The 12,589-nt window shown below is 41.8% G+C and carries 13 protein-coding genes and 1 riboswitch; of the genes, 5 read left to right on the top strand and 8 right to left on the bottom strand.

The window, feature by feature from the left end; all coding sequences use genetic code 11:
• Positions 1-7 precede the first annotated feature (7 nt).
• From hutH to AC04NP_RS12280, 3 genes are all read right to left on the bottom strand, one after another.
• On the bottom strand, positions 8-1,594 hold the full coding sequence (gene hutH, locus AC04NP_RS12270) for a histidine ammonia-lyase (RefSeq protein WP_482860046.1): 1,587 nt from the start codon (positions 1,592-1,594) through the stop codon (positions 8-10).
• Positions 1,595-1,797: 203 nt separating this feature from the next.
• Positions 1,798-2,562, bottom strand: a complete 765-nt coding sequence (locus AC04NP_RS12275; protein WP_482860047.1) for an exodeoxyribonuclease III — start codon at positions 2,560-2,562, stop codon at positions 1,798-1,800.
• A 135-nt stretch (positions 2,563-2,697) separates the two neighbouring features.
• Positions 2,698-3,012, bottom strand: a complete 315-nt coding sequence (locus tag AC04NP_RS12280) for a hypothetical protein (protein WP_482860048.1) — start codon at positions 3,010-3,012, stop codon at positions 2,698-2,700.
• Between the two features lie 292 nt (positions 3,013-3,304).
• On the opposite strand from AC04NP_RS12280, the gene AC04NP_RS12285 reads away from it, so the two are divergent.
• The 4 genes from AC04NP_RS12285 (at position 3,305) to AC04NP_RS12300 (ending at position 7,001) form a co-directional block, all read left to right on the top strand.
• Positions 3,305-3,781: a pyridoxamine 5'-phosphate oxidase family protein gene (locus AC04NP_RS12285; RefSeq protein WP_482860049.1), complete on the top strand. Its 477-nt coding sequence runs from the start codon at positions 3,305-3,307 to the stop codon at positions 3,779-3,781.
• Positions 3,782-3,832: 51 nt separating this feature from the next.
• Positions 3,833-5,098: a glycosyltransferase family 4 protein gene (locus AC04NP_RS12290; protein ID WP_482860050.1), complete on the top strand. Its 1,266-nt coding sequence runs from the start codon at positions 3,833-3,835 to the stop codon at positions 5,096-5,098.
• A complete protein-coding gene (locus AC04NP_RS12295; RefSeq protein ID WP_482860051.1) occupies positions 5,095-6,285 on the top strand; it encodes a glycoside hydrolase family 57 protein in 1,191 nt (396 codons plus the stop codon). The genes AC04NP_RS12290 and AC04NP_RS12295 overlap by 4 nt, the downstream gene beginning before the upstream one ends.
• A gap of 104 nt (positions 6,286-6,389) precedes the next feature.
• Positions 6,390-7,001, top strand: a complete 612-nt coding sequence (locus tag AC04NP_RS12300) for an RNA polymerase sigma factor (protein ID WP_482860052.1) — start codon at positions 6,390-6,392, stop codon at positions 6,999-7,001.
• Between the two features lie 281 nt (positions 7,002-7,282).
• Here the strand turns inward: AC04NP_RS12300 and AC04NP_RS12305 are convergent, their stop codons facing one another.
• The 5 genes from AC04NP_RS12305 to AC04NP_RS12325 form a co-directional block, all read right to left on the bottom strand.
• Positions 7,283-7,900, bottom strand: coding sequence for a TenA family protein (locus tag AC04NP_RS12305; RefSeq protein ID WP_482860053.1), 618 nt, complete (start codon positions 7,898-7,900; stop codon positions 7,283-7,285).
• Between the two features lie 26 nt (positions 7,901-7,926).
• Positions 7,927-8,739 carry a bifunctional hydroxymethylpyrimidine kinase/phosphomethylpyrimidine kinase gene (gene thiD, locus AC04NP_RS12310; RefSeq protein WP_482860054.1) on the bottom strand — a complete coding sequence of 271 codons (813 nt, stop codon included), beginning with the start codon at positions 8,737-8,739 and terminating at the stop codon, positions 7,927-7,929.
• 79 nt (positions 8,740-8,818) lie between these two features.
• On the bottom strand, positions 8,819-9,451 hold the full coding sequence (thiE, locus tag AC04NP_RS12315) for a thiamine phosphate synthase (RefSeq protein ID WP_482860055.1): 633 nt from the start codon (positions 9,449-9,451) through the stop codon (positions 8,819-8,821).
• Positions 9,452-9,454: 3 nt separating this feature from the next.
• Positions 9,455-10,255, bottom strand: a complete 801-nt coding sequence (gene thiM / locus AC04NP_RS12320) for a hydroxyethylthiazole kinase (RefSeq protein ID WP_482860056.1) — start codon at positions 10,253-10,255, stop codon at positions 9,455-9,457.
• 8 nt (positions 10,256-10,263) lie between these two features.
• A complete protein-coding gene (locus AC04NP_RS12325) occupies positions 10,264-10,968 on the bottom strand; it encodes a class I SAM-dependent DNA methyltransferase (protein ID WP_482860057.1) in 705 nt (234 codons plus the stop codon).
• Between the two features lie 68 nt (positions 10,969-11,036).
• A riboswitch (TPP riboswitch) is annotated at positions 11,037-11,133 on the bottom strand.
• Positions 11,134-11,457: 324 nt separating this feature from the next.
• Here AC04NP_RS12325 and AC04NP_RS12330 point away from each other — a divergent pair.
• A complete protein-coding gene (locus AC04NP_RS12330; protein ID WP_482860058.1) occupies positions 11,458-12,543 on the top strand; it encodes a FecR family protein in 1,086 nt (361 codons plus the stop codon).
• Positions 12,544-12,589 lie beyond the last annotated feature (46 nt).

Genomic DNA, 12,589 nt, shown 5'->3' on the forward strand with positions numbered 1-12,589 from the left:
TTACTTATCAATAAACCTCAAAAAGCTGATCATATTTCGACTTCAGATTTTGAATCTCACCGTCATCAAAACGCCTTCCTTCTTCCAGAACAGCACCGGTCCGGATCATACCAAGCACAGTTCGGATGTCATCGGCAAAAATGCGATCATTTTTGGTATGTGGGATTTCGGTCCTTACCATGGCATGTACCGCTTCAATAACCGGCGTAGATTTAAGTGGGCGCCTGAAGTCCAGGGCCTGGCAGGCACACAACAGTTCAATGGCCAGTATTTTCTCAAGATTTTCAACCACTTGTAAAGCCTTTCTCCCTCCGATCGAACCCATGCTCACATGATCTTCCTGTCCCAGTGAGGTCGGAATACTATCTGCGCTGGCAGGAAAACACAGGCCTTTGTTTTCACTGACCAGGGCGGCTGTGGTGTATTGCAATATCATAAATCCGGAATGTAATCCTGTGTCTTGCACCAGTAATTTTGGTAACCCTTCCACGTTGCCTTCCATAGACAAATATATGCGGCGGTCGGCTATATTACCCAACTCCGACGCGGCCACACAAACATAATCCAAAGGCAGTGCCAGCGGTTGCCCGTGAAAATTGCCTCCGCTTATGGCCAGGTCTTCATGAATGATCACAGGATTATCCGTAACAGCATTGAGTTCTATCTCCAACAATTCTTTCAAATGCAACCAGGCGTTTCGCGAAGCCCCGTGAACCTGTGGAATACATCTCAGGGAATACGGATCCTGCACCCTTTCACAGTCTTTGTGTGAGGCAACAATCGCTGAGTTGGCCAGCAGCCGGTTAATGCGTGTAGCCACATGCTGTGTACCCTGGTAAGGTCTTAGCTGATGTAATTCATCCAAAAATGGTCGTGATGATCCCAAAAGACCCTCTATCATCATAGCCGCGATAATGTCGGCCTGACTCATGCAATGATGTAATTTCTCTACCACTTTTACCGCAAAGGCCGCAATGAATTGGGTACCATTGATTAAAGCCAGTCCTTCCTTTGGTGCGAGTTTCAGTGGTTTTAAGCCAACTTTTTCCAGTACATGCTTTGTGGCTATATCCTTGCCATTGTAGCTAAGCATACCCAGGCCTATTAAAGGCAAAAAAAGATGCGCAAGGGGTGCAAGGTCTCCTGAAGCACCAACTGAGCCCTGGGCCGGGACCTTGGGGAGGGCGTCATTTTCAATATGCCAAACGATGCGATTCAATGTTGATCCGCTGATGCCCGAATAACCTTTGGCCAGCGCATGCACTTTCAGTATCAACATTAATTTTGCAACTTCGTCGGAAATGAATTCACCTACCCCTACACTATGGCTTTTCAATATATTCTCCTGTAATTTTCTGGTGTTTTCAGGTGAAATTTTAGTAGTGCACAAGGGACCAAAACCGGAATTGATACCATACACCACTTCATCCCCCCCGGCAATCGTCGCAACAATATTTTCACTTTTCCGTATCTTGCCGGCGGTAGAATCACTGATATAGCCCCTGCTATGCCCCCTGCAGATTTCAAGGACTTTGCCTGCTGTTAAATAGTCTTCCCCATAGCTGAAAAGTGCCTTAGTATGTTTGGGTTTCATATGGTTTATGTCGTAAATTTTTCACAAAAGTATTTTTTTGTTTTCACATCAGAAAATTCATCCCCCGATCCATTCAAATTATCCCTTTTACCCCAGCCTCGAACTCCGCACTTCCTTCAAAAGTTCTCCTCTATCCCTCCTGCCCCCCAGTCTTAAAAAAACCCTCAATCAAAATCCCTCCCCCCTTAATTGTCAACTGTCAATTAAAAATCTAAACGAATGCCCACCGGACAATGATCAGAACCCATATAATGCGGTAAAATAAAAGAATCAACCAAATGCTTTTCCAGTCTTTCGCTGATTAAAAAGTAATCTATACGCCACCCGACATTATTAGCGCGGGCATTCATGCGGAAACTCCAGTAGCTATAGGCGATTTCATCAGGGTGCCGATACCTGAAAGTATCGATAAAACCTCCCGCCAGGATATTAGAAAATCCGTCTATTTCAACCTGCGTATAACCTGCGGTTTTGTTGTAGTTTGACTTCGGGTTTTTCAAATCCATAGCCTGATGGGCCACATTAAAATCACCACAAGCCACCACAGGCTTTTGATGGTCCAATTGTTGTAAATACCTCAAAAAATCCCGGTCCCACCCAGAGCGGTAGTCCAAACGCACCAATTCCCTTCCGGAATTTGGCACATATACATTAACCAGGTAAAACCGGTCATATTCTGCCGTAATGATCCTGCCCTCTGAGTCATGTGCTTCAACACCCATGTCATAGGTAACTTTCAATGGCATCTTTTCCGAAATGATGGCCGTGCCTGAGTAGCCTTTCCTCTCGGCATGGTTGATATACAACGGTTGATGATCTGATAAAGCCAGTGCCTTTTCTACCTCCGCTGTCTGGGCCTTGGTTTCTTGCAGGCACAGCATATCACTGTTTAAAGCCAACCTTGATTCCGCAAATCCTTTTTTGGCAATAGCCCTTATCCCATTTACATTCCAGGATACAATTTTCATATGTTTTGAACTTTTTCATATAAAGCCATATAGCGGCTTCATGCTTCAAAAAGGACAAAAATAGGCTTTTATTTGCTATTGGCAAATCACTGGTCTGTTAAGAACGGCTTGACTTCCGGTGAGCCTTTCGGAAAATTATCCCACAAATCTGTCTACGTCCAGTTGAAAGGCATGGACGGGTTTTGGTAGCGTTTGTTTGTTATTAAAAAGGTCAATATCCCGTATTAATTCCTTGGCCTGGGAATCTGTGACAAAAGCAAAACTAAGTATTGAGAAAACGGGATGCAGATTCACATCTTCAGGCTTCTCCGGCGCTTCGAATCCTTCATGATAAACCGGCCGGAATCCGTTGACATTTAATTCGCTGAAAACGGATATTTTCTTTCTGATAAAAAGTTGACGTAAGGTATTTTTGTGGTTTTCGGTACTTAAAACAGCCACTAGCTTCATAATTCTTCTTTTTGGGTAAATATTAACCCTTTGAAAAGAAAAAATTGATGATATAAATCATGTTAAACATTGATTAAAGACAGTATCGATCATTTTAGAACTTTCTTTCCCGCCTTTTTGTTGAGGTCTGAAAAGCAAATTCAGTTTTTCATGATTTCTTAACAAAAACATCACACATACGACCGGTGATAGTTATCGCTTTCCTTTGATAATGAATAGTTTAGTTGTAGTTTTGTAAACTAGGAGTTCTATATATTTTCTAACCTGATTTTTAACCAAAATATCAAACAGCATGATCCAAAACTTAAGTAAAACCGAAATTGAGAAGGTGCTCAGCAATCACTATTTGGGTCGAATGGGGTGCTGCGAAAACAATACGCCACACGTCATCCCTATTACCTATTACTACGACAAGGAAACCCAAAGCATTATCAGCCACACCCGGGAGGGTATGAAAAGCAAAATATTCAGGAACAATCCCAGTGTATGCCTCGAGGTGGAAGAATTTGAAAATTTACGAAATTGGAAAAGCGTTGTGGTTTATGGGAAAGTGGAAGAACTCAAAGGAGGAACTGCCCGAAATGCCTTGCATACTTTTGTCGAAAACTTAAAAAAGACCATCAGTAAACTTGATAACCTTAAGGTATCGAAAGTCTCTGAAATCTCACAATCGACCCATCCAAACAATCAGGCTATCATCTTCCGTATCAGGCCAACTAAGATTGCAGGCAAATTCGAGAAAGAGGTAGCGGAATTAGTCCCCAATTAATTTTTAAGAAGGCGGGCAATTTTTTATAAGTAAATGACTTAACGTGTTTCTTTGTTGAAGGGACAGATGATGCGAATACTGATGTTTGGCTGGGAATACCCACCTCATATAACCGGAGGGTTGGGAACGGCCTGTTATTGGCTTGCTAATGCACTGACTGAAAAGGGTATTAAGATTGACTTTCTGACCCCACACCAGGATGATGTAAAAAATCCGGTTAGAGGTTGTAATGATGCAAAACAGGCTGCATCATTGAAAAACGAAATGGAAAATCTCGGTGAGGTGATGAGTAAATTCCTGCATAAGATCAGCATTCCTTCTCTCCTTTCTCCCTATCCGGGCAACCCTGTTTCATCACAACCTGAAAAACAATCGGAACATGCGATAGACGATGCGCTCCGTAAAGAACTGGCCAGGTTCGGCAAAGCGACTGTGAAGGCCTTGAAAGGACGCAATTATGACCTCATACATGCACACGATTGGCCCACCTACGGGGCGGCGTTGATGATGCGCAGCGCCAGTAACAAACCGCTGATTTTACATGTTCATTCTACTGAAATCGACAGAAATGGGGAATCCGGTAACCAATTTATTTTTAAACTGGAAAAAAAGGGATTTAAAAAGGCCGACAAAATCATCGCCGTAAGCCACTATACAAAAAATGTACTCGTCAGCCATTATGAAGTTAACCCCGAAAAAATTGAAGTGGTTTACCATGGCGTTCCTCCTGGATTTGATCATCCGGAGACAACAGACAACCTTCCGGGATTCCGTGAAAAAGTTATCACATTTTGTGGCCGGATTACGCGTCAGAAAGGTCCTTCACATTTTATCCATGCAGCCAGTAAGCTCGCCGAAAGGAGTGATCAAATTCGCTTCATAATGGCCGGTGATGGTGATTTAAGGGATGAAATGATAGAATTGACCGCAGGATTGGGCATCAGCAAACATTTCCATTTTCCGGGTTTTTTAAATAAAGAAGAGCTGAAACGCCTATGGAAAATCAGCGATGTCCTGGTCATGCCTTCTGTGTCTGAACCTTTTGGTTTAACGGGCATTGAAGCAATGAGCGCAGATTTGCCCGTTATTGTCAGCAGACAATCGGGACTTCCGGAATTGTTTCCGCATATTCTGCAGGTGGACTATTGGGAAACCGACGCCCTGGCTGATCTGATATTTGATGTAATCACTAATACGAAATTGACATTACGGCAAAAACAGGAAAACCGGAACAGGCTGGCGGGGTTGTCCTGGACAACAGCAGCCGGGCAGGTAGCCGACCTTTATACTACGCTTTCACCCAATTCCATACAATGAAAAACATTTGTCTTTATTTTCAGGTGCACCAGCCCTTTCGCTTAAAACAAATGTCTTTTTTCGATATTACCAGTGATGTCTCCTACTTCGATGAAGACTTAAACAAAAAGATACTCACCAAAGTTGCCACCAACTGCTATCAACCGGCCAACCAACTGCTTCTCAATTTGCTAGGTGAGTATCCCGATTTTAAAATCACTTTCTGTATCTCCGGGATCATGCTCGACCAACTGAAAAAATATGCCCCGCAACTTATTGAAAGCTTTCAGCAATTACTGGCCACAGGCTCTGTGGAGTTTTTGTCCGAAACCAATAGTCATTCACTGGCTTTCATCAAAAGCAAAGACCTGTTTACAGAGCAGGTTCGAGCCCATCAAAAAAAAATGATGGAAACTTTCAATTACAAGCCCAGGGTCTTCAGAAATACCGAATTAATATACTCACATAAAATCGGGGGCTGGATAAAATCCCTCGGCTACAAAGCCATGCTGACCGAAGGTGCCGACAAAGTGCTGAAAGGCCGAAGCCCCAATAAACTGTATCATTATCCGGAAGCCCGGAAATTTAAACTTCTGCTTAGAAATTACCGGTTAAGCGATGATATCGCTTTCCGGTTTTCTAACCGATCCTGGTCGGGTTGGCCCCTAACCGCCGAAAAATTTGCAGGCTGGATAAAAAAAATGCCCGGGAGCGAAAACCTTATCAATCTTTTTATGGACTATGAAACCTTGGGGGAACATCAATGGAAAAGTACCGGTATTTTTAAATTCATTGAAGCATTGCCGGCCCATATCCTGAAAAACCAGGAGGGTTACTTTGTTACACCTTCCGAGGCCATCGGCAAATTGCGCGCAAAAGAGATCTTTCGTACCATGGCCCCCATTTCCTGGGCAGATGAACAAAGGGATTTAAGTGCCTGGCTCGGAAACCATATGCAACTCGAGGCCTTCGATTTTTTATATAGTCTGGCCGAAAAAGTAAACAAAATCGATGACCATGAAATCTCCCTGACCTGGGATTACCTTCAGGCTTCAGACCATTTTTACTACATGTCCACCAAAATGTTGAACGACGGCACAGTTCATGCTTATTTTAGCCCCTACAAGTCTCCCCATCAGGCATTTACTAACTATATGAATACCTTGACAAACTTTGAGTACAGGCTGGACACAATGCTGAAAGCCTGACAGAAGGCCGATTGCGGGTATTTTCTGAAAACTGATAATAATTGTCAGATCCGTTTGATAAATGGCTTAATTTTCATTTATTGATATAAATTTAATTGTTGCCATTGCACCCGGAAAAAATACATAATGCCTCATCAAGCCCGGAAAATGAAAAGTACGCGGGGCTTTGGAACAATTTGAGAGGTGGGGATAGAAAAGCGCTGGCACAGATTTATACACAATACTTCAACAAACTATACAACTACGGCAGCAGGATTACCACCGATGTGAAAATGGTGGAAGACAGTATTCAGGATTTGTTTATAGAATTATGGAATAAAAGGGAAAAACTGCGTGAGGTGAGAAATGTAAAATATTACCTTTTCAAAGCTTTGCGAAGGAAGATCATTTTAAGACTTACTGATTCGAAGTCCCTTTGTCATACCGTGGACATTAGTTCATTTGAAATGAAACTATCCCACAGATCGCACTACATCAACCGGGAAGTGACCAAGGAAATCAGAAAAAAACTGATGCACCTGATAGAATCGCTGACCCCTAAACAAAAAGAAACGATTTTCCTGATTTATTATGATGAACTCTCTTTCAAGGAGGTGGCCTCAATTATGTCAGTAGAAGTACGAACTGTGTACAACCTCGTGCATCAGGCTATGGTAAAACTCAGGGAAAACAAAAGCAGCTTATCCACATTTTCCATTCTTCCTTGGCTTATCTAATCTGACGAAAGCCATTAAATTTCCTGCGCAAATCAAACTATGAGAGCCGGCACAAACGGCTGTGGCTGTTACACCAGGCAAAATTTTTGGCGTATCAGCAGGTAATTCCCATATTCGTATGTTTCTACGCTAAGAAAAAACTGCCTCTGACCACTTTATCATTGTTTGATCCGATACGGATCAATAATGTACGCCCGGTGCAACACGAAATTATTCCAGCCAATCGGACTCATCGGTGCTATTAATGTATCATCTACGGTAATCATGCCATTTTATAATGCTCATTTCGCAATAGATTCTTCAAAAAAGCATAATTCCAAATCGGTTGCCGTCACGAAAGCTTCGCACATTTGCTTTTTTTCAGTATCTGTGGCATTTTTTGCTAAACGCTCCACTATTTGAATAAAAGTTTTTGTGTAATTTCCAAATTCATCGCCTTTATAGGTGTCAATCCATTTTTGATAGCTATTATTTGCCGCTGTATTGGCCACCATATGCTGTCCAATAACATAATAAATCCAATAACATGGCAACAGCGCTGCCGCCGCAATGCCATAAGAAGACTTTGCTGAATGATCGAGCAAAAAATCTGTGTAATTTTTAATTACCGGTGATTTCTCTTTTGCTTCAGCCACCATGAAATGTTTCAAATAAAAGTTATGGAGTTCCCGTTCAATGGATATTCCATAGCTTGCCAAAACCTTGAAAAATTGTTTTTCAGAAGCTAAAACAGCTTTTTCAGACAATTTTTCAAGTGCGACCGAATCATCTCTGATGTACAAAATATCCTGCGACAGATAATGGGCAAAACTACTGTGAGCCAGCGTTCCTTTTGCCAATTGATTGACAAAGGGATGGTTGATTAAATCATCATAAATAGCTTGTATGGCTTCCCACAAACTACTGGTAAATGGTCCTTCCGGATTCATCGTTTCCATAGTTTGTAGAAGTGATTAACCGGCCCATGTCCCTTTCCTGTCGAATAACCGGTTCCGGCAATAATTGCACCATTGATATAATCTTTCGCCTTTTGAACAGCATCATTCAATGCAAATCCTCTCGCTAAATAGGCGGCCAATGCCGATGAAAGTGTACAACCCGTTCCGTGAGTGTTTTTGGTAGCTATCCTTTTTGATGGAAGCGCAATGATGTCATTTGTTTCGATGTTAAAAAATACGTCCATCAAATCATGATCATGTAAATGGCCTGCCTTTAATAATACCGACACATGATAATTTTCTCCAAGTGCCCGGGCATATTCGGGAAGGTCGGTTTGGTGAACGAGTTGTTTTCCGAGTAATATCTCCGCCTCGGGTATATTGGGTGTAATGACTCTGGTATTGGGAATCAATGCGTCCTGCAAGGTTTCGATAGCATCTGTTTGCAAAAGTTTGCTCCCCGAATTAGCGACCATGACAGGGTCTAAAACTGTGTTTGTTATCTTAAACTGTTGAAGCATTTCATTAACAGCCAGAATAGTTTCTGAATTATGAAGCATGCCTACCTTAATGCTATCGGTACCTATATCTTCGAGTACTGCTTGAATTTGTTTTTTTAAATTGGTCACCGGTATAGCGTGAATATCGGTAACCTCTAAGGTATTTTGTGCTGTGATGGCTGTAATGGCTGTTGTGGCATAACAACCACAGGCCGAAATGGCTTTTATATCTGCCTGAATACCCGCCCCGCCCCCTGAATCGCTGCCTGCTATGGCAAGAACTCTTTTATATTGCTCCATAATCTCTAACTATTTGCAAAATGGTAAAATCCATCTTTTTTTATTGAAAATTCATAACCGTTTTTTAATGCCATATCAACTATTTTGCGCTGTCAATAATTGTTTTAAGCTCCGATGCTGCTTTCCGGGGGTTATCGTGCGAAACAATAGCCGATACTACAGCAACGCCATGGGCTCCGCTGGCAATAACACTTTTGGCATTTGCATTATTGATTCCACCGATACCAACCGTTTTGTGTTTTGTAAAACTTGCAATTTCTTTCACACCTGACAAACCCAGTGGCCTATTGATGTCGCGCTTGGTATTTGTAGAAAATACTGGTGATAAGCCGATATAATCGACATCTAAACGATTGGCCTCACGTGCTTGTTCAATGGTTTCTACTGACAATCCTATAATGATATCTTTACCCAGTAATTTTCGGGCAATGTGATAGGGTAAGTCGCTTTGCCCAATATGAAGGCCATCTGCATCGACAGCTAAAGCAATATCCAGCCGGTCGTTTATTATCAAGGGAATATTCATTGGTTTCAGAAGCGACATAAGCGATTTTGCCAATTCGTAAAACTTACGTGATGAAAGGTTTTTTTCGCGTAACTGAACAACGGTTACCCCTCCCTTCACCGCTTCTTCGACCATAAATTCATATGAACGGCCCCGGGACAACCCCGGGTCGGTTACCAGGTATAAACTCAGGTCTAAATCACTCATTTTTTATAATGAAGCTTTTAATCTGTTTTCTATTTCTTTATCTGAGATAGCATAAAGCGCATCAATAAAGTTCATCTGCATAGAACCCGGCCCTGCTGATTTTTCGGTAGCCATTTCACCTGCAATGCCCATAACGGCCATGGCACTTGTCGATGCGACAAGCCTATCTTCTTCAGCACCTGCAAATGCCCCGATTATGGCACTGGCAGTACATCCCATGCCTGTAACTTTTGCCATGATCGGCGTTCCATTGTGAATGATTACCACCTTTTCGCCATCGATAATATAATCTGATTCTCCACTGATTACGACAACTGCCCGGGTAGATTGGGCCAATAATTTGGCAGATTCGAGCGCAATATTGCCCGAAACCGTACTATCGACACCTTTTGTGGCAACATTTGAATCGCACAGGGCCATTATTTCCGAAGCGTTCCCCCTTATGATGGTTGGCCTGCACGCTTCAATGATTTGCCGGGCAACCTGTGTTCTGTAGGGGGTTGCCCCCACACCTACAGGGTCGAAAACTATGTCTGTTGCGTCTGCTGTCGCTTTTTTTCCTGCCAATAGCATGGCATCTACCCATTTTTCACTCAAGGTTCCCATATTTATTACCAATGATGATGCAATGCCTGCCATAGCTTCAACTTCCTCAACCGCATGGGCCATTACCGGTGAAGCACCTATCGCGAGAAGAGCATTGGCGGTGTTGTTCATTACCACATAATTGGTAATATTATGAACTAAAGGTGATTTTTTATGCACTTTTTGTAATGCTTCAATGATTTGGGTTTCTTTTATCATACTGATATTTATTTTTTAAATGCACAAATGGCTACGTAATCTCCGCAATCATAGCCTTCAATGGGTTGTTCAACTTCAAGGTTGGAGTATTTCGGGTGTTTTGTTAAGGTTTGGGCAAATTTGAACCCTTTAAACCCTGCTTTTTCCAAAAGCTTAATTTTTTCATCTGTTGTTCGCCAGTTTGCTGTTTTTACAAATTCTATGGGGTACGGATTTTCGGGATGCATACCTGCTAACGACGGGTGATCCCAGGTATCGACGGCTTTGGCCAGGTTGTACATGATAGCATAGGAGCTTTCTTTAGGAACATCGACCATTACTACCTTTCCCGCTTTTTTTAAGGAGGCAAAAGCTTTATGTACAACGCTTTCTAAATCTGTTATATAACTGGGCGTTCCGTTAAACAAAACGGTATCGTACTTCTCAATCCCAAAATCAGCCTCCTCGGCGGTTACTACTTCTACACTCATCCCTCGTTTACGGGCAATTTCAGCCATTCCAACAGATGGTTCTATGCCGTTTTTAATTGCGATATTGAAATCTTTTTTCAATATCGATTCAAACAAGCCGCTACCACATCCAACAGAAAATACTTCACCCGGATTTTCTAAAAAGTGTGCCACTAAATTTACCTCGGATTGTAACAAATTGGTATTGTCGAAAAACCAGGAATCATAGGCATCTGCATATTTGTCAAAACTAGTATTATCCATATTTAATAAAAATTAAAAAAGCCATTTCGTTCTTTGCGAAATGGCTTATGTGAAAATAAATTATGTTTAAAATTCAATAACCATTTCCCTACGATGTAATTACACATTTCAGGTTCAAGGGTATAATCTCAGCCCAAAATATTCAAGGCACCCCTAATAGTATTGATGCAAGTATACAAAAAATTGTTTGCTTGTGTTTCATAGTTGCACGGCAGATGTGCTCGATAGCATGGAAAAAATAGGGTGTTGACAGCTAAAAAACCCATAGCCACTCCTGTTTTTGAGCTTATAGCCCCGTAAGGTTCACGGGAGTGTTGGGCGTAGGCCAGGCGTTGTATAACCCGGAGGCTTTCTGATAAAATGATAAAATAAAGTCGATTTTTCTACACTTAATTAAATTTTTCATAAAAAAAAGAAAAACACTCGGTAAAATTTCAAAAAAAATCACTCTTGGTATAAAGTCGATAGTATCCTCAAAACAATAACAGTATGGATTATACTTTATTCAAGGTGGAAGATTTTGTGTCTGATGAATACTTTATTAAGTGGGTAAAAGCGCCGACCGAAGAAAGTAATGGGTTTTGGTTATCCTGGCTTTCCAATAACCCTGATCAAAGACCGGTAATTGAAAAGGCGAAAGAAATGGTTCTTCTTTTGGATATTGAAGAAAAATATCCGCCTGAGGGAAAATTTCTGGAAGTCTGGGAAGGCGTGATCCGTGCTGATGACTCACACCAATTGCCCAAACACCCACAGCGACATACATCACATGAGAAACATCTGCCAACCCACGAAAAGGCAAAACACCAAAAAGGTTTCAGAAAATGGCAACTGTGGAAATGGGCGGCAGCCATCGCCTTTTTTCTCCTGTCCACTTATCTGGTTTATCTGCATCTGACTGATTATGGTATGACCAAAATACAGACAGCCTATGGGGAATCAAGTACGTTTTTCCTTCCTGACAGCACCAAGGTTACTTTAAATTATAACTCAAAGCTGACATACGCGACAGATTGGTATAGCCATGAGATCCGTGAAGTCTGGCTTAGCGGAGAGGCATTCTTTTCGGTTGTTCATCGCTCCGACCATCAAAAGTTTCTTGTGCATACCGATGAATTACAGGTTGAGGTGTTGGGAACCCAGTTTAACGTCAATAGCCGCCGTGGCAATACAAAGGTAGTGTTGGATGAAGGGAAAGTGAGATTAAAACTAACGGATGAAGCGCGGCAGCCTGTAAAGATGGATATGACCCCCGGCGACCTCGTGGTTTACTCGGAAAATAGCAAAAGCTTTACAAAAGAGGTTGTCAACCCCAAAGATTATATTTCATGGCGTAACAACAAACTGACGTTTACAGCCACAACTTTTTCAGAAATCGGACAATTATTGGAAGATAATTACGGGCTGAAAGTAGTATTCCGGAATCCCGGGTTGAAACATAAAAAATTTACCGGTTCATCAGCCGCTGATAATCCCGATGAGCTCTTTGAAAAACTAACATTGCTTTTTGACTTGACAATTGTCAAGAAAAACAATCAGGTCATTTTTAAAACAAATAGGAAAAACCCTGAATAGCAGATAGAATTGAAAGCCACACCTGTATCCAGGATTTCCTCATATT

It is taken from the genome of Agaribacillus sp. DX54 (assembly GCF_056858335.1).